The 16,842-nt window shown below is 60.6% G+C and carries 15 protein-coding genes and 2 pseudogenes; 13 read left to right on the forward strand and 4 right to left on the reverse strand.

Annotated features, from left to right (window positions below):
- Positions 1 to 44: 44 nt before the first annotated feature.
- The 12 genes and pseudogenes from OKW39_RS18615 to OKW39_RS18670 all read left to right on the forward strand — a co-directional run.
- A pseudogene (locus tag OKW39_RS18615) lies at positions 45 to 176 on the forward strand (c-type cytochrome); the annotation flags it as partial.
- Between the two features lie 21 nt (positions 177 to 197).
- Positions 198 to 1,901 carry a c-type cytochrome gene (locus OKW39_RS18620; RefSeq protein ID WP_429334561.1) on the forward strand — a complete coding sequence of 568 codons (1,704 nt, stop codon included), beginning with the start codon at positions 198 to 200 and terminating at the stop codon, positions 1,899 to 1,901.
- Positions 1,902 to 1,908: 7 nt separating this feature from the next.
- Positions 1,909 to 2,100, forward strand: a complete 192-nt coding sequence (locus tag OKW39_RS18625; RefSeq protein ID WP_429332983.1) for a hypothetical protein — start codon at positions 1,909 to 1,911, stop codon at positions 2,098 to 2,100.
- 41 nt (positions 2,101 to 2,141) lie between these two features.
- The gene (locus OKW39_RS18630; protein WP_429332982.1) at positions 2,142 to 2,711 is read left to right on the forward strand and encodes a cytochrome C oxidase subunit II; all 570 of its coding nucleotides are present in this window, start codon (positions 2,142 to 2,144) and stop codon (positions 2,709 to 2,711) included.
- On the forward strand, positions 2,701 to 4,323 hold the full coding sequence (locus tag OKW39_RS18635) for a b(o/a)3-type cytochrome-c oxidase subunit 1 (protein ID WP_429332981.1): 1,623 nt from the start codon (positions 2,701 to 2,703) through the stop codon (positions 4,321 to 4,323). The genes OKW39_RS18630 and OKW39_RS18635 overlap by 11 nt, the downstream gene beginning before the upstream one ends.
- Positions 4,320 to 5,118: pseudogene (locus OKW39_RS18640) on the forward strand (c-type cytochrome). Before OKW39_RS18635 ends, OKW39_RS18640 begins: the two are co-directional and overlap by 4 nt.
- 13 nt (positions 5,119 to 5,131) lie before the next feature.
- Positions 5,132 to 6,058: an NAD-binding protein gene (locus tag OKW39_RS18645; RefSeq protein ID WP_429563217.1), complete on the forward strand. Its 927-nt coding sequence runs from the start codon at positions 5,132 to 5,134 to the stop codon at positions 6,056 to 6,058.
- 469 nt (positions 6,059 to 6,527) lie between these two features.
- The gene (gene tnpA / locus OKW39_RS18650; protein ID WP_429563218.1) at positions 6,528 to 6,983 is read left to right on the forward strand and encodes an IS66-like element accessory protein TnpA; all 456 of its coding nucleotides are present in this window, start codon (positions 6,528 to 6,530) and stop codon (positions 6,981 to 6,983) included.
- Positions 6,980 to 7,336, forward strand: a complete 357-nt coding sequence (tnpB, locus tag OKW39_RS18655) for an IS66 family insertion sequence element accessory protein TnpB (RefSeq protein ID WP_165572787.1) — start codon at positions 6,980 to 6,982, stop codon at positions 7,334 to 7,336. The genes tnpA and tnpB overlap by 4 nt, the downstream gene beginning before the upstream one ends.
- A gap of 92 nt (positions 7,337 to 7,428) precedes the next feature.
- Positions 7,429 to 9,024, forward strand: coding sequence for an IS66 family transposase (gene tnpC / locus OKW39_RS18660; RefSeq protein ID WP_429562207.1), 1,596 nt, complete (start codon positions 7,429 to 7,431; stop codon positions 9,022 to 9,024).
- A 245-nt stretch (positions 9,025 to 9,269) separates the two neighbouring features.
- The gene (locus OKW39_RS18665) at positions 9,270 to 9,515 is read left to right on the forward strand and encodes a DUF3331 domain-containing protein (protein WP_429563219.1); all 246 of its coding nucleotides are present in this window, start codon (positions 9,270 to 9,272) and stop codon (positions 9,513 to 9,515) included.
- A gap of 459 nt (positions 9,516 to 9,974) precedes the next feature.
- Positions 9,975 to 11,066 carry a DUF2167 domain-containing protein gene (locus OKW39_RS18670; RefSeq protein WP_429563503.1) on the forward strand — a complete coding sequence of 364 codons (1,092 nt, stop codon included), beginning with the start codon at positions 9,975 to 9,977 and terminating at the stop codon, positions 11,064 to 11,066.
- Between the two features lie 108 nt (positions 11,067 to 11,174).
- On the opposite strand, the gene OKW39_RS18675 is transcribed toward OKW39_RS18670, so the two are convergent.
- The 4 genes from OKW39_RS18675 to OKW39_RS18690 form a co-directional block, all read right to left on the reverse strand.
- Entirely contained in the window at positions 11,175 to 11,642 is a 468-nt protein-coding gene (locus OKW39_RS18675) for a hypothetical protein (RefSeq protein WP_429332977.1), read from the reverse strand.
- A 283-nt stretch (positions 11,643 to 11,925) separates the two neighbouring features.
- Positions 11,926 to 13,491 carry a hypothetical protein gene (locus tag OKW39_RS18680; protein WP_429563220.1) on the reverse strand — a complete coding sequence of 522 codons (1,566 nt, stop codon included), beginning with the start codon at positions 13,489 to 13,491 and terminating at the stop codon, positions 11,926 to 11,928.
- Positions 13,492 to 13,718: 227 nt separating this feature from the next.
- On the reverse strand, positions 13,719 to 14,162 hold the full coding sequence (locus OKW39_RS18685) for a nuclear transport factor 2 family protein (protein ID WP_429332975.1): 444 nt from the start codon (positions 14,160 to 14,162) through the stop codon (positions 13,719 to 13,721).
- A 250-nt stretch (positions 14,163 to 14,412) separates the two neighbouring features.
- Complete coding sequence (locus OKW39_RS18690; RefSeq protein ID WP_429332974.1) at positions 14,413 to 15,111, reverse strand: TetR/AcrR family transcriptional regulator; 699 nt, start codon at positions 15,109 to 15,111, stop codon at positions 14,413 to 14,415.
- Positions 15,112 to 15,379: 268 nt separating this feature from the next.
- On the opposite strand from OKW39_RS18690, the gene OKW39_RS18695 reads away from it, so the two are divergent.
- Positions 15,380 to 16,822: an aldehyde dehydrogenase family protein gene (locus tag OKW39_RS18695; RefSeq protein ID WP_429332973.1), complete on the forward strand. Its 1,443-nt coding sequence runs from the start codon at positions 15,380 to 15,382 to the stop codon at positions 16,820 to 16,822.
- The last annotated feature ends 20 nt before the right edge of the window (positions 16,823 to 16,842 follow it).

Below are 16,842 nucleotides of genomic sequence, written 5' to 3' on the forward strand. Positions count from 1 at the left end.
GCGCGTTTGCAGCCGCGCCAGCGTTAGAACCGGCGCCTGACACGATGCACGCACGCGTGCTCGGCTGCGCCGCGTGCCACGGCGCCCATGGCGAGGGGACCGACAACGACTACTTCCCGCGTCTCGCCGGCAAGCCTGCAGGCTACCTGTACAACCAGTTGCAAGCGTTTCGTGACGGCCGGCGCAAATATCCGCCGATGAATTATTTGCTTGCGTATTTACCCGATAGCTATCTGCATCAGATCGCGGGGTATTTCGCCGCGCAACGTCCGCCATTCCCGGCGCCTTCGGCGCCGACCGTCAATGCGCAATCGCTCGCGCTCGGCAAGGCATTGGTGACGGGCGGCGATCATGCGCGCGGCATCCCTGCATGCGTGAGCTGCCACGGTGCGACGCTCACCGGCGTGGAACCAGCAATACCGGGGCTGCTAGGCCTGCACGCCGACTATATCAGCGCCCAACTGGGCGCCGCGCGCTACGGCACGCGCCGCAGCGTCAGTCCGGATTGCATGCACGACATCGCTACGCGCCTGAACGAGCGCGACATTACCGCGGTCGCGGCGTGGCTCGCGTCGCTGCCGGCCCCCGCCAACCCGTCGCCTGCGGCGGCGGGGACGTTGACGTTGCCGCTCAAGTGCGGCAGCGTTCCGGCCGGCGTAGCCGCGCCGCAACCGGTGAGTCATATGGCAGCAGAGGTGGCATCACAGGTGGCGCCACGGGCCACAGGCGACGCCGCGCTCATCGCACGCGGCGAATATCTTGCGCGCGCCGGCGATTGCATCGCATGCCACACGGTGCCGGCGGGAAAGCTGTTCGGTGGCCGCCGGCCGATGGAGACGCCGTTCGGCACGCTGTACTCGCCGAACATCTCGTCGGACAAGGAAACGGGCATCGGCAGATGGACCGCGGACGAGTTCTACACGATGCTCCACGAAGGCAAGTCGCGCGACGGCTCGCTGCTGTATCCGGCCATGCCATTTGCGTCGTATACGAAGGTGACGCGTGCGGACTCCGATGCGATCTACGCCTACCTGCAGTCGGTGCCGCCTGTTCATCAACCGAACCGTCCGCACGAACTGAAATTTCCGTTCAACCAGCGACAGTTGCTGCTCGGCTGGCGCACGCTTTTCTTGCGGCAGGGCGAGTATCGGCCGGACCTGACGCAGTCGGTCGAATGGAATCGCGGTGCGTATCTTGTAGAGGGGCTCGGCCACTGCACGATGTGTCATACGCAGATCAACGCGCTGGGCGGCAACAGCACGTCGAAGCAGTTCCAGGGTGGATTGATACCGATGCAGAACTGGTACGCACCGTCGCTCACGTCGAATCGCGAAGCCGGGCTCGGCGACTGGAGCATTGATGACATCGTGGGCCTGCTTCACGCAGGCGTGTCGAAGCGGGGTGCGGTGTACGGGCCGATGGCCGAAGTCGTGTACGACAGCTTCCAGTATCTGAGCGAAGACGACGTGCGCGCGGTTGCAGTCTACCTGAAAGCGTTGCCTTCGCATTCGGGGGAAGCGCAGCAGAACCCGCCCGGCGTCGCGATGACCGAGGAGCAGAATCGCCTGTCGCCGCTCGGCAAAAAAATCTACGCCGCCCAGTGCGCGACCTGCCACGCCGCGCAGGGGCAGGGCAAGTTGCCGCAGTTCCCGCCGCTCGCCGGCAACCAGTCGATCCAGATGACCTCGTCGGTCAATCCGATCCGCATGGTGCTGAACGGCGGCTATGAGCCGGGCACCAGCGAGAATCCGATGCCGTACGGCATGCCCCCGTTCGCCCAGACTCTGTCGGACGAAGAAGTGGCCGCCGTGGTGACTTACATCCGCACGGCATGGGGCAATCACGGCACACCCGTGAGCGTGAAGGAAGTCAACGCGTTGCGCCCGGCACCGATCTTTTGAGGTAGCGATGATCGAATCCCCTCTCCTTTCAGGCGACGGCAGCGCCGCCTCCGACGAAGAAGCAGACCGCGTCGAGCAGATCGTCAGCAGCGGCCCGCGCGGCGCGATCGCGGTGGCCGGTATCGCGACGGCCATCGTGATTGGCATGTGGTACGCGTTCTACTTCCTGGTGTTCCTGCCGCGCGGCGTCATCCATTAAGCGAATCACTCAAGCGAACCTTCATCGAACCAGACAGCGCTATGTCGAACCCTATTGTTCCCGACCCGCACGCCTCCGCTGCAGTCGCCGCGCGCATCGAGCGCCGCTGGGCGGCACTCGTGGTGCTGCTCATCGCGAGCATTGTCGCGATGGTGATCTTCACCGGACTGCACTGGGCGATGATGCCGCCCTCGCGCGTCGAGACGATCCGGCCGGAGACGCTGAACATCGCGGGCGAATTCATCGAGAGCAATCTCGGCAGCGCGCTCGAGACCGATGGCTCGGTCACCGTGCGCATCATCGCGCAGCAGTATTCGTTCACGCCGCAGTGCCTGCTGGTTCCCGCCGATACACCGATTACTTTTCGCGCGACGAGCGCCGACGTCGTGCACGGCTTTCTGGTCACCAGCACCAACATCAATTCGATGGTCGAGCCCGGCTATATCTCCACGTTCAGAACTACCTTCCCGGAGCCGGGCGATCACCTGATGCCGTGTCACGAATATTGCGGCACGGGCCACCAGGGGATGTGGGCGCACGTGGAGGTCATCGACAAGGACAGGTTCATGCAAATGGCTGCCAATTCGCGGAGGCTCAGCTGTGTTAAATAACAGGCGACTCGTACTCTCGCATTTCTGGCTCGCCTTCGGCGTGTTCGGCATGGCGCTCTTGCTCGGAGCATGGCAAATGTATGTGCGCAGCCCGCTGCATCCGTGGCTGCGGGACCCCGAGATCTACTACCGCTCGGTGACCGAGCACGGCACCGTGATGGGTTACGTGTTCCCGACGCTCATTGCGATGGGCTTCGGCTATGCGGTCACCGAGTTGTCCCTCAAGCGCGGGCTCGTCGGCCTACGCTGGGCGTGGGCCGGGTTCGTGCTGGTGGCGGCGGGCGCGGTCATGGCCTCGACCACGGTCGCGCTCGGACTCGCCTCGGTGCTTTACACGTTCTATCCGCCGATGATCGGCAACGTGTTCTATTACCTCGGCGTGGTGCTGGTGGTGGTGGGCTCGTGGATCTGGGTGGCGCTGATGTCGGTGAACCTCGCAGCGTGGAAGCGCGACAACCCCGGCAAGCCGGTGCCGCTGCCGATGTTCGCGAGCGTGGCGGCCGCCTATCTGTGGGGCTGGACCGCGGTGGGCGCGGCCATCGAAATCATCTTCCAGATCCTGCCAGTCGCCTTCGGCTGGAAGACGACAATCGACGCGGGGCTTGCACGCGTGTTCTTCTCGTGGACGCTGCACGCGATCGTCTATTTCTGGCTGATGCCGGCCTACATCGCGTTCTACACGATCGTGCCGCGCGCGATAGGCGGACGGCTCTATAGCGATGCGATGGCGCGCATCTCGTTCATCCTGTTCCTCGTGGTCGCGATGCCGATCGGGCTTCATCATCTGTTCGCCGATCCGCAAGTGGGTTCCGGCTTCAAGTTCCTGCAGTCGGTGTTCACGGCGCTGGTAGCGGTGCCGACGCTGCTGACGGTGTTCACGATCTGCGCCTCGGTCGAGATCGCGGCGCGCCTGCGAGGTGGCAAGGGTACATTCGGGTGGATTCGCGCCCTGCCTTGGGACGACCCGCAGATGCTGGCGCTGGCGCTCTCGTTTGTGATGCTCGGCTTCGGCGGCGCGGGCGGCCTTATCAACATGAGCTACCAGCTCGACTTGACGATCCACAACACGCAGTGGATCACCGGGCACTTCCACCTGATCTACGCGGGCGCGATCGTCATCATGTACTTCGCGATCGCCTACGACCTGTGGCCGCAGATCACGGGCCGCGCAATGGGGAACTGGCGGCTCATGCGCCTGCAGCTGTGGCTGTGGTTCATCGGCATGATCGTGCTGACGTTCCCGTGGCACTGGGTCGGCATTCTGGGCATGCCACGCCGCATGGCGTACTTCGACTACACCGACCCGGAGATCGCGGCGCAGGCGATCTGGGTGGTGATGTCGGCGATCGGCGGCTTCATCCTCGTGCTCTCGGCGATCCTGTTCTTCGTGATTCTGATCCAGGGGCATCGCAGCGAAGCCGCCGCCCCTGAGGAATACCGCTTCAGCAGCGCAGTGCACGAGCCGCGCACGTTGCCGGTGGCGCTCAACGGATTCGCGCTGTGGCTCACGCTGATGGTTGCGCTGACGGTGCTTAACTACGGCTATCCGATCGCCCAACTGATGGCGCGGGGCGATACGGTGCCGGCGATTCGGATTGGAGCCGGGCGATGAGCGACGAAGGCCTGTTCTCGTGGAGCAACCGGTGGTTCAAGGCGAGCGTCGGCGCCACGGCTGCGGTGTTCGTGTTCAGCGTGGTGGTGGGCTTTGTGTGGTTGCCGTCGGTGCAGCGCGATCCGCAGTTTCAGGGCATCTGGAACGCGATCTGCAGCGCCGCGGGGGTGCCGCAAAACTGGCTGAGCGACGGCATGCCGGTCGCGTCGAAAGTGCAGTTGAGCAAGGTGGAGCTCACACCGCAACTGCTCGCCGGGGCGGAGCCGTTGTCGATCGGACGCGGCGCGACGCTCGCGCTGCGCTGCACGATGTGCCACGGCGAGCACGGCATGAGCGGGGCCAACACGCCGAATCTCGCGGGCCAGTACGCGATCGTGGTCTACAAGCAGTTGCGTGACTTCGCGGACGGCGCGCGTCAGAACGCGGTGATGTCGCCGATGGTGCGCTCGCTGACCGATCAGGACATGCGCGATCTCGCGGCGTACTACGCTTCGCTGCCACCGGCCGGCGCCGAGGCGGCCCGTCAACGGTGTGCTTGCGCCGGACATCGTTGCCCACGGTGCGCCGCTGCGCAACATTCCGGCGTGCGCGGCGTGCCATGGCGGGATCGACCACAAAGTGGGGAGCCCCTGGCTCGACGGTCTGCCCGCTGCGTACACGAAAGCGCAGTTGCAGGCGTTTGCGGATGGCACGCGTCACAACGACATCTCCGGCCAGATGCGCAACATTGCGCGGAACATGACATCTGCGGAGATGGCCGAGGCAGCGTCGTGGTACGCAAACCTGACACGCTAACCGGGCCCGAGCAATGGAACAGCGCTTTACGCTTCATTCGACGGTTGATGTTCGGTCGATTGACGATCGATTGCGCTGTGCGTTCGCGCATCGTGCCACGCCGTTGGCAGAGTCTTCAGCTGGACCGTTCGAGGAACATATGTGGATCTTTCGTATTGACGAACCGCGTCTTGGAGCCATCCGGATTCGCGAATGGCGGCGCCGCGCGCGGCACACGGTCGGCATGCTTGCCCTGCTACTGGGGGGCACAACAGTTGGGCTTCTCTTGCTCGACCAATCGAATGCTTCATTCACGAAGAAAATCTTTACGGCCTTGTGGGACGGAGTGAGCCTCGTCGCTACACTCGGCAGTTTCTCAGAATTCGACGAGCATCAGAAGTTGTTCATGCTGGTGGCCATGTTCTCTACGTTGCTGGTTGGCGGGTTCGCGGTGTCGAGGCTCACCGGAATGCTGTCTGGCGACGACGTGATGATCTATAGGGAGAACAGGGTCATGGAACATAAGCTCGAACATCTCTCCAACCATGTTGTGATCGTCGGGTTCCACTCGCTGGGCGAACTTGTCGCAAAGCGCCTGCGAGAGGCAGGGGAGACGGTTCTCATCCTCGTCGGCGATCAGACTCAAGCGGACCGCGCAGCGGATCGCGGCCACGTCGTCGTGCTTGGGGTGCCTGGGGTATTCGACGACGCACTCAGGCATGCGCGGTTGGATAGCGCCAGAGCGCTTGTCGTGACGACCCCTGACTCCAACAACAATCTCGCTGTCACCCTGATGGCACACAGAATCAACGCCTCACTCGCGATCGCGGTGTCCGGGGAGAACGCACTGCGAAAGGACCTGCTAGAGAGCGCTGGCGCGAGCACCGTGCTGATCGCAGACGAACTCGTTGCAAACGCGCTGGTTGGCGAACTTGCTGAGCTCGTCGGGATTGCGAAATGAATCCTGCCGGTCCGATCGATGGATGCTTGCATCGTATGCCGGTCCAACTGGGAACATTTCCTGCCACGCCGGCGCAACTGCCGCATCGGATGACTGCACACATTGCGTTCTGGACGCCGAGACCGTGGGCGTCGAGGTGGATGCAGCGTAGCGGTCTCCGTTCGAACAATTTGAGGATCAAGCAGTGGACATACAGAATATTCGTTGTACTGGTATCAACATGAATTCAGTTACCTATACAAACGCGAGCGGGAACCGGGAGAGTGCAGGCCGCGGATCTTACAGTGGCGCCACGCGGGTAGTGCGCAACAACTGCGTTGGAGCCAAATAGATGACCAGTCACGCAGAAGACGACATCGTTCGACGCGCATTAGTCGGCGTATTGTAAGCGCTAGTTTTCACGCACCTAGCTTCTGCCTTTGAGAAGGTCCACGATTGCGTCCGCAACCCAAACTTGCGGACGCAATCCATGACCGAGAATGACCTGACCTTTTTGCCCTTGCGGGTGACACGCGTTGGTGTCGGCGGCAAGCGCAGTTTCCACCCGTTAGACAAGCGACGACTGGTCGACGCCTGCCTGCAGCCAGGCGCATCGCTGTCTGGCCTCGCCCTGAAGGCTGGGGTGAACGCCAACCAGTTGCGCAAATGGGTTCGGCTGCGCGAACAGTCGACTTCCTCCGCGAGATTCAACACTGCTGTCGGGTTGTCGGCCTTCGTGCCGGTCGTCGCGATCGACGACGCGGCGCCGACGACACATGTTGCGCAGCCGACGCCTGAACTGGATCGCGCAGATCTGTCGCCACCGGCGACACAAGCTGCGCGCCTGTCGGCCAGATTGCCCAACGGTGTAAAGCTTGAGCTCGAATGCTCAGGGCGCGACGCCGCACTGGTGAGCGCGATGATTGCCGCACTGAGAGCCCAATGATGTTCCGGTTCGAGGCGAACATTAAGGTCTTCCTGCATCGTGAGCCGATCGATTTCCGTGCCGGTATCAATAGCCTCGTGGCACTGGTCGAGCAGTCCATGCAACTCGACCCATTTGCACGTGCCGTGTTTGCCTTCCACAATCGCAGACGCAACCGGGTCAAGTTACTGTTCTACGAGCGCACCGGCTTCTGGCTGATGCTGCGGCGCCTCGAGCAGGACCACTTCGTCTGGCCACGTCGGCAACAGGCTGTGATCGAGTTGACGACCGAACAGCTGCATTGGCTCCTTGAGGGCATTGACGTTGACGCAGTGCGCCGCCATCCGGCACGGCGGTACCGTCACGCGAGCTGAACGCCGGGCGTTCCCAGTAAAAACAACGGGCGGGTGGACGGTTACAAATTCCCGTAAACCCGTCGCGCGCAATCATTCGCTATCCTGGGAGCATGAACGAAGACGACTTCTCCCGATTGCCGTCGGTCGCCCAGGCCTATATCCGTGAACTCGAGGCACGCAACCGGCAGCTGGGCGAACGGATTGCCCAGTTGGAGGAGCAGTTCCGCCTGGCGCAGAGCAAGCGCTTCGCGCCGAGTAGCGAGAAGCTCGGGGCTCGTGTCTTCGACGAGGCCGAACAGATCGCCGCCACCGACCACGACGACGATGACGCCGGCGATGCCGAAGGCACGTTCGCGCTGCCCGATACTGGCCTGCCAGATGTACCCGGGGCGGCACGGAACAGGCCCGGACGCAAACCACTGCCGGCGCACCTGCCACGTCAGCGCATCGAATACGACCTGCCCGAAGAGCAGAAGATCTGTCCATGCTGCGCACACGCACTTCACCGCATGGGCGAAGAGGTCAGCGAACAGTTGCATATCGAGGTGAAGGCGTCCGTGCTGCAGCACGTGCGCTTCAAGTACGCGTGCCGCCACTGCGAACGCCATGCCGAACGCACGCCGGTGATCACCGCACCGATGCCAGCGCAGCCATTGCCGGGCAGCAATGCCAGTGCGGCGATGATCGCCACCGTTACTGCCGGCAAGTATGTCGACGGGACACCGCTATACCGGATGGCTCACGCACTGGCGCGCGCAGACATCGAAGTCGGACGTGGCACGCTGGCAAACTGGATCATCCGGCCCGCTGAACTGCATTACCGCCGGCTCTATGAGGCATTGCGCAAGACGCTGCTGTCGCAGCCGTTGATCCATGGCGACGAGACAACGGTGCAGGTGCTCAAGGAGCCCGGCAAGACCGCGCAGAGCACATCGTATATGTGGGTCTACCGCAGTGCCGAAGACTGTGCGGAGCCGGTCGTACTGTTCGACTATCAGCCGGGGCGGGGGCAGGAATATCCTCAGGCATTCCTCGCCGGCTATGAAGATCTGCTGATGACGGACGGATACGCCGCCTGGCGTACGCTCGAAGGACCAACCCACTTCGGCTGCCTGGCTCACGCCCGTCGGGCCTTCGTCGACGCGCTCAAGGGCATGAAAAAACCCGGCGGCCGCGCCGGGCAGGCATTGGAATACTTCAAGGCGCTGTATCAGGTCGAGGCGCTGGCCAAAGCCGATATGCCCGAAGGCGAGACGCGCGTTGACTACACATACCGGCTGCGCCAGCAGCACAGCGTGCCACTACTCGAAGCGTTCAGAAAGTGGCTGGACGAACAGGCGCCGCAGGTTCTGCCAGAAAGCCTGCTGGGCAAGGCAATCTCATATACACGCAACCAGTGGACGTATCTCTGCCGCTACGTGAGCGACGGGCGTGCCGCCGTCGACAACAACGTCATCGAGCGCGACATCAGACCATTCTGTACAGGCCGATCCTCATGGCTGTTCAGTGACACTGTTGCCGGGGCGAAAGCGAGCGCAATCGTTTACAGCCTGATGCTCACGTGTCGAGCCTGCAATGTCGAACCCTACGCATATCTCGTGCATGTGCTGACCGAATTGCCGCAACGCGCACCGGATGCCGATGTCACAGACCTGCTGCCCTTCAACTTCGCGAAGCTCACGGCTGCAGCACGCAACCCCGTTTGATTTGACCAGCGCATTGGCGCGAACTTCACCAATCGACGCGCTGTCGTGAGACGCCATCTCCCCACCACCCAGGGACGTCAATTCCGTGTGCTGGATCGTGCGCTTACGGCGTATTGATACCAGACTTCGACACACTTGAAGCTACGGTTAAACCGTGTTGCCTCCCAAAGAAACCGTTGCGTTCGACGAGGTGGCGACCGGATGGCTCATTCAAATCCGTCGAGGTTGTCCGGCAGCCGGCAAATGTGTCTGTCCTCGAGCGTTTGTCGTCGAAGTCACTGAGCGTGTCGTGGAGCGATCCGTGTACAGGCCGTTATGCTGATCAGATTTGGCGATTCGGTCTTGCGCAGGTTGACTCATTTTGCGCGTTGACGGGGAGGCCGATCCGTCGCGGTGATCCAGTGTTTAGACCTCGCTTAAGCTCAACGAGGCTTCCCGCCAATCACAACCGGATGATTCTCGCTTCTGCGATACCAGATATACCTGTGTGATGCCGTTCCATCCGTCCTTGACCAATGCTGGCGTTACTGTGGCATTTGGAATGCTTAATCGATTTTCAAAATGGCACCGGAATTAAAGTTATGAACTACATGCATCGAAACGAGATGATTGTGAAGGCGGAGCTATGTAGAAGTACTAAATTGAATGGATTGTTATGTTACTACGCGATCACCACGGGAGAGCAATTTGTTGATCTCTTGGAATCCCGTATCGGGTTGGCGGAGAGAGTTTTTGGGGGATTTTCCCTCGCGGTGGTGACAACGACTTTGCGGCATGGATGTGTTTGGTGAGAAAAGAATGACAACTTTAATAGAATATTTCGCAGTATTTATGGTAATTGTGCTGGCAATCATAGTTGGAATAGATAAGTGGTCGGAAAGGGATAAAAAATACACGATCGACCGGTCATTCCTTGAGGCTACCTATTTACGCAACGAGGCACGACGTTGATGGGAGGCAAGTGCGGTATCCGGCTGTTTCAATCGGAGGGTGGATCAGCTGAGGCTGTGTGGCACTACTCAAAAGACCTGGTGGCTTTAGGGGGGCGGATAAATTTCTCGAATCTCTTGCTTGCAGCGGCAACCAGCTTCGTCATGACAGCCGCGAAAGCAGCTGATATTTCAGGCGTTCCGGTGCGCTTTCGTCCGAACATAAGCGTGAGTCGGGATCCGGCTTTCATGTCGACAACAGCGGGCGGAATATCGACCGCAGATGATGAGCAGTCGGTGGCGTCCGTTACTTCGCGACAATACGTGAATTCCGTTATCCAATCCTTGCAATGGATTCGGGGCCCGCGGGTCGTCACCATCGATAAGAAGGCTGCCTTTTCCGTGCCAGCTGGATTTCTGCTCCTCAAAGAGGGGGACACCGACAGGCTCATGAAGCTTCTTCAGAATCCAATACAACGGCAATACTATCTTTTCTGCCCCCCGGATTTCTCGTGGTATGCCCTGATTTCGTACACGGAAACGGGACGCGTGTTACCAAATGAGCAGCTCGACCCAAAAGCGATACTCGATAGCATCAAGGCGAACACGCAAGGGAGCAACCTGGAGCGAGATGCAAGTGGGTGGGGGCGGATTTCAGTTTCGGGGTGGCGGCGCTTGCCCCGTTTTGATGAACGAACGAAGAGACTTGAATGGGCAGTTTCTGCAGTCGATTCTGAGGGCGTCGCTGTGACAAACTTCAATACCCAAATTCTGGGTCGTACAGGTATCGTTTCGGTCGACCTTGTAGTCGAAGATGCGGGGTTTGAAGCGGCAATATCTAGCGTTCGGGACGCCATGCGCAATCTGGCGTTTTTACCGGGCGAGAGATATGAAGACTACCGGGACGGGGATCCAACGGCGAAGTACGGCGTGAGCGGGCTCGTTGCAGACGGCACGCGGGAAGGCCATGGTGCTACTTTGAGCGGGTGGCTGGTAGTGATGTTTTCCGGAATGATCCTGTTTGCCGGAATGGTCCTGTTCGGTATCGCGCGGCGCGCCTCGAGGGGGCGAAAGCGAAAACCAACCATGATCGATACCGCCCAACGCGAATAGAGCGTGCCGCCATAGAACTCAATACGGAAACTGCGCCAAGGCGGGGCTGACATCTCGCCTGCGCGTGGGGCATCCGTTTCGGGGGCTCAGTGCAGTCTCTTCCAGGACTCAATCCGCTGAGCTCGCCGCACAGTCGTTTGGTACGGCATTTCCGCGGAACCGCTGTGTGATCCATTGCAGTTGATCTTTCAGGGAACCGTACACGACGGCATCGTGCCCAAGACCCGGGTAAAGCTTTCGCTGCACCTGTCCGCCGGCGGCGCAGATGCGATCGAAAACCTTCTGTCCTGCGACCTTGGTAAACAGAATGTCGTCGCCGCCGCCCACCAGCAATATCGATCCGTAAGTCGGTTGTGTGCCCGGCCGGTTGCGCGCGAGGAACAGCTTGACGTAGCGGTTTTCGCGCCAGCCGGGCAATAGCAGTTCGTCGGTGGGTAGCGCTGCAAATGCTCCGCTTGCCGCGCTGCAGCCGTCTTCCACGGAGGTGTCGTATATCGAGAGCGCCTTGCTGGTCAGCACATCGCGTGGCTCGAATTGCGGGTAGACCGTCTTTACTCCATAAATCCAGAACGCCACGAGCCCGTTTAGTACGGGGAGCCTGGCCTTAAGGATTCCGCCGACTGTATCGTCGAGATCGCTTGCGCCAGGGGCAATGCCCGGGTGGCATCGATGGCCTTTCCGGCTTCGAGAGAAGGCGCAAAGAGGCTTGCACCCCAAGCCGGTTGCTGGGCGGACGCGTCGTTCATCCACAAGCCGGTCAACCCAATGACAATCCAGGAAATTGTTGTGCGGAGATAAGTGTGAAAGCCGCTACGATGCGTTCGGTGTGCCAGTGAGTCACACCGCTTCGGAGTCACGTTCAATTCGTGTCGTTCCATTCGATCGTGATGGTCAGAAATCGGTTGAGTGGCAATTCGACGAGCAAGACGTCATCGGCTCGGTGCAGGTTGATGCCAGTGCGGCTCATTACCTCGCGTGCATCGCCGGAAGCGACTTGTATACCGTCTATCGCTAGCGTCCAGTTGCCCCGATTCCAATGATTGCCGATTGACAGCGTAGCCACAGGGGCTTGCCCAGGTGGAGGGCCGAGCCTCAGCGTCAAACGGGACACGTTTGCGTCGAACCAGGCGCTGCGGACATCGAGAGCAGGGCTCATTTCAACGAGCGCCGGCTCATCAAAATGTGCGGTGGCCGCCCAAGGATCGTCGTAAAGTTTGCGCAGTCCATGCGGAACATTCAGTCGCGCATAGGAAAGCAAGGCATTGCCAGTATGCGGATCCATCGCGATCGGTAGCCCCGCGCGGTCGAGCGCTTCGTCGCGGCGCGGATAGAAATACCCCCCGTCCCTCCAGCTGGGCTGAAGGAAGCGGTCGGCGTAGGCAAGCAAGCGTTCCAACGTGTCGTTGTCGCCGACCTCGGCGGCGCACACTGCCGCCCATCCGAAATCGCGCGCCGACGGTGCCGCGGCACTGCTGGGCGACAGCGGCGGCGACGGCCGGATAGTCAGCGTGCCGTCAGGTCCCTCGATCGACCATTTCGCCATTTGCCCGGGATAGTGCTCTTCGACTAACGCCGGATTCCACGCATGCATCATCGCTGCCGTCCAGAAGTCGGTCCATGGCGCCCCGTTCGGCGGTGTGATCACCCGACGTTCCTTCTCCTGGACCATCATGTTGAAGTGACCCGTGCCGCTCAACACGCCGAAGTCGGACCAGGCTCGCAGATAGCCTTCGGTCACCTCGTTAGCCAACGATCCACCGTAGACCACGTCGTGAAGACGAAAGCCGAGAATGGGTATCTGGTTACATACCTGAAACACGCAGTTCGGTTCGCAGGCAATGCCGAGGTAGCCGCGCTCGACCATATTCCAGTAAAGGTGCTCGTTCAGCGAACGCTCGTCGTACGCGAAGTGCTTGCCGCCCAAGGCCCAGAACAGAGGATTGACCGAGAAGGTCAGCGCGCCCGGTGCCGCGTATCGGGCGTCGCGGAACAGGTAGTGATACAGAAGCGCCATCGATTGCACATAGGCGCTGTACATGATGTTGTCGGTCGCGACAGGGTCCCATTGCGGCGGCAATTCGCCCAGCGAGCTATTGAACGGACCGTTGCCGGTGCTGACGTAATGCCAATAGGTCCAGACGTCCGGCGACAACATCTTCTGCACGAGTGCGTCGAAAGGCTGGCGAAACACGGCGGGCGCCGCGGGCAGGCGGTGGACATGGGTCAGCGCCAGCGCATACGACATGTAGGCTAACTGGAATCGGATCGAGCCGAAATCCTCCTGCAGCGAGGTTTTGCCTTGCATGCCCGACCAGTCATCAGGGAGTCTGGCGGCAAGGTTGAGGATGTGCTGCAGATGGCCGGCTTGAAGGTCGTCCAGCGAGGGCACCGTTGCTCGCTGGGCGTTTGTCGTCTCGTTGCTCATTTCGTGCTCGAACGGGTGATCCCAGGCCGCGCGCAATGTCAGCCTTGGATGGTCGGCGTCGAACGGACAGCCGCCTGTCCGCCTAAACCGGTGATCGCCGAACCGGTGGACTGGCGCGAAACCAATTCCACCGCGCCAGGTGCACCAGTTCGTGCTTCAGGTTGATGAACCTGGTCAAACCGGGCGGGGAACTGATCCCCGATCCTGGCAAGAGGCCGACAGGCACATCAAAAGCGCTCCTTTCGAAACTTGGGGGCATCACCGTAAGGTACCTGCGCCAGGTCATAATATTCCGTGCAGGACTTTATCTTCCCCGCTGGGCTAATTTCCAGGATCACCGCGCAGCGCCCGGAAAAGGGCTTGCCGGTCGGTCGGATCGGATTATCGGGTGGTCCTAACGGCTCTCCATCAAAAACCCCTATACACAAATATTGAGCGGCCGTGCCGGTATCCCCGACGACGACATTCTCAACCGTTATCTTGCAGTCGCTCACCGCTGCATGCCACCGCTGATGATGGAGGCGGACTTGCGCCTTCCCCTGCCTTTCGATACCGATAATGGGATCGATATAGGCTCCGTCCTCTTCAAAAATCGCTACAAAGGCATCGGAATCGGGCGACGCCAGCAACTGCGTCCACTCGACGGCAAGTTCGTAATGGCTTCTCGTCATAACATTGTCCTCTGAACACCGGCCAACCAGAAACCGACAGAAATGTGGCCGCTTCATTTCTAATAAAACACTTTAATTAACGCGTTCAGTTAACGTACACAACAAGGTCGCTTCTGTCAAGGCGCAAGGGTGGGGCGATGGCGGTTAGCCGCGAGCAGGAAGCACCGGTTGCGCTAGTGCCTAAGCGTGGATCATGGGGCGCGGGGAAGGGTGCCGAAGTACGCGGCGGGGCGCGCTCGGGTGCGTGCTTCTACTTTCGTTTCGTCGTGAGGATGCGCTTCGCGTTGGCGCCTTGGGCGCCGTCGGCCACCCAACTGTTGACGATCGCATTGACGGTCAATTCGACCATCCGGTAGATGTCGGACCAATGCTTTGTCGGCGTCGTGCGAGGGACCAGCACCACGCCATAGATCGCGGCGATCAGGGTGTCCCCAGCGAGGCGATTGGGTAGCGGCGACTCCGGGAGCGTATCGAATAGCGCGTCGACCGCATCGTAGTACACGTTGAGCGTGCGTGCGACGACAGGCGATTCACCGAAGCCCATTTCGCCGTCTTCGGCTGTGGACTGCCCTTTACCACCCATCGAAAACAAAAAATCGAACTGCTCGGGACGGCTAAGCCAGTAATCGATCGACCGTGTCGACACCTGGCGCACGCGTTCGACGGGATCCTTGACTCCAGCCGCAACCTTCTCGAAATACTCGGCCGCAGCAGCGAGGTCGTTTTCGCGGACCGCCACGAACAACGCCCGGTGGTCCTTGAAGTACTGGTAAATGGACGCAGGCGAATAGCCGGCTTCGGCCGCTATGCGCCTAAGCGAAACCTGGGAGGGGTGCTCTTGCGCAAGAAGGCGGCGGCCTGCGTTGATGAACGCCTGCCTGACCTGTGCCTTGTCTTCGGGGGTTTTCGCGCGACCCAGGCTGCCGCTTCCGGGGATACGTTTGCTCAACTTGTGTGTTCAACGAAAATCGACGGGCAAGTATAGCGCAGACCCGTTGGCGGTTGTGCCGGGCGCCGGCTTGTGCGCATGACTTCGTGCGCCTCGCGGGAAAACCACTAGCAGGGTGTTTCTTGACAAACGCGAGATCGAATAGGATATTGTAATTAATCGCGTTTATTTGTAGATCGGAGCGCATGGGCCTGGGGCGTTTGCGGCTGTCATGCGCGGCGCTGCGGACTACTGATGTCGAATGCGCATTCAACCAGGGGTGAAGTCAATGAAAGTTTCCACAATCGAGCTTGGGCAAACGCCCTATGCGATGACGATCGATGGCAAGCGAATTTTGTCTGCGGACACCGGTGCGGCAATCAACCCTGCCACTGAACAGGAAATTTGTCGCTTTCCGCTAGGTTCGCGAGACGACCTCGAGGCAGCCGTTTCGGCCGCCCGACGCGCTTTCCCGGCGTGGAGCGCGATGCCGATCGAGGATCGCCAGCGGGCAGTCTCCAGGCTTGGCGATCTCATCGAGCGCAATTTTGAGGCGTTCGTGCAGTTGCTGAGCACGGAGCAGGGCAAGGGTCGTACAGCGGCTGAATGGGAAATCGGCGGATCTATTCACTGGTGCCGGGAAATCGCAAAGCAGCGGCTTGACGACGAGGTCTCCCAAACGGACAGCAACGAGGAGATCGTCACGCGGTATACGCCTATCGGTGTGGTCGGTGGCATTACACCGTGGAATTTTCCGCTTCTACTGGCTATCTGGAAGATTGCGCCCGCGCTGGTTGCAGGCAATACGATGGTACTCAAGCCATCGCCCTATACGCCGCTGTGCACGCTCTGGTTTGGCGAACTCGCACAGGAAGTGCTGCCGCCCGGCGTATTGAACATCGTGTCGGGAAGTGACGATCTGGGTCGCTGGCTCAGCGAGCATCCGGGCATCGGCAAGATCTCGTTCACAGGTTCGACGGCGACGGGCAAAAAGGTAATGCAAAGCGCGGCGAGCAACCTGAAGCGCCTCACGCTGGAATTGGGCGGAAACGATCCTGCGATCGTCTTGCCCGATGTCGATCCCAAGACGATCGCAAAGGACCTTTTTTGGGCATCGTTCGCCAATAGCGCGCAGTTTTGCGTCGCATGCAAGCGGCTCTACGTTCACGAATCCATTTACGACGACGTCGCGGCCGAACTCGTTGCCTATGCGAAGGGCGTAAAGATGGGCGCAGGGCTCGAACCTGGGGTCGAACTCGGGCCGCTGCAAAACCGGATGCAATACGACAAGGTACGTGATCTGATTGCCGACTCGAAGTCCCAGGGGCACACGTTCCTGCTCGGCGGCGATGTGTACAAGAGTCCAGGCTATTTCATCCCCGTGACGCTGATCGACAATCCGCCCGAGGATGCACGCTGCGTCACCGAGGAAGCGTTCGGACCGGTGTTGCCGCTTCTGAAATGGCGCGACGTCGATGACGTCGTCGAGCGCGCGAACCGCACCAGCTATGGCCTGGCCGCGTCGGTCTGGAGTCACGACGCCGAGGCCGCACAGCGGATCGCAACACGTCTGGAGGCAGGCACCGTCTGGATCAACCAGGTACACGTGTTTTCACCGCATGTTGCGTTCGGCGGTCACAAGCAGTCGGGCGTGGGCATCGAGAATTCACTGCATGGACTCTCAGAGTACGCCAACTTGCAGACGGTCCGGCGCAAGTTGCTGATGGCGTGAACCGGACCCAGCCAAACGAA

This window comes from Paraburkholderia sp. MM6662-R1, from assembly GCF_050436245.1.
Lineage (GTDB): Bacteria > Pseudomonadota > Gammaproteobacteria > Burkholderiales > Burkholderiaceae > Paraburkholderia > Paraburkholderia tuberum.

What these genes read in the sequence shown, in the direction of transcription:
- OKW39_RS18620 (WP_429334561.1), top strand. Translation starts at nt 198, where the DNA reads ATGAATTATTTGCTTGCGTATTTACCCGATAGCTATCTGCATCAGATC.
- tnpB (WP_165572787.1), top strand. Translation starts at nt 6,980, where the DNA reads ATGATGTTCCGGTTCGAGGCGAACATTAAGGTCTTCCTGCATCGTGAG.
- tnpC (WP_429562207.1), top strand. Translation starts at nt 7,429, where the DNA reads ATGAACGAAGACGACTTCTCCCGATTGCCGTCGGTCGCCCAGGCCTAT.
- OKW39_RS18695 (WP_429332973.1), top strand. Translation starts at nt 15,380, where the DNA reads ATGAAAGTTTCCACAATCGAGCTTGGGCAAACGCCCTATGCGATGACG.
- OKW39_RS18645 (WP_429563217.1), top strand. Translation starts at nt 5,132, where the DNA reads ATGGAACAGCGCTTTACGCTTCATTCGACGGTTGATGTTCGGTCGATT.
- OKW39_RS18685 (WP_429332975.1), bottom strand. Translation starts at nt 14,162, where the DNA reads ATGACGAGAAGCCATTACGAACTTGCCGTCGAGTGGACGCAGTTGCTG.
- OKW39_RS18630 (WP_429332982.1), top strand. Translation starts at nt 2,142, where the DNA reads ATGTCGAACCCTATTGTTCCCGACCCGCACGCCTCCGCTGCAGTCGCC.
- tnpA (WP_429563218.1), top strand. Translation starts at nt 6,528, where the DNA reads ATGACCGAGAATGACCTGACCTTTTTGCCCTTGCGGGTGACACGCGTT.
- OKW39_RS18625 (WP_429332983.1), top strand. Translation starts at nt 1,909, where the DNA reads ATGATCGAATCCCCTCTCCTTTCAGGCGACGGCAGCGCCGCCTCCGAC.
- OKW39_RS18680 (WP_429563220.1), bottom strand. Translation starts at nt 13,491, where the DNA reads ATGAGCAACGAGACGACAAACGCCCAGCGAGCAACGGTGCCCTCGCTG.
- OKW39_RS18670 (WP_429563503.1), top strand. Translation starts at nt 9,975, where the DNA reads ATGGGAGGCAAGTGCGGTATCCGGCTGTTTCAATCGGAGGGTGGATCA.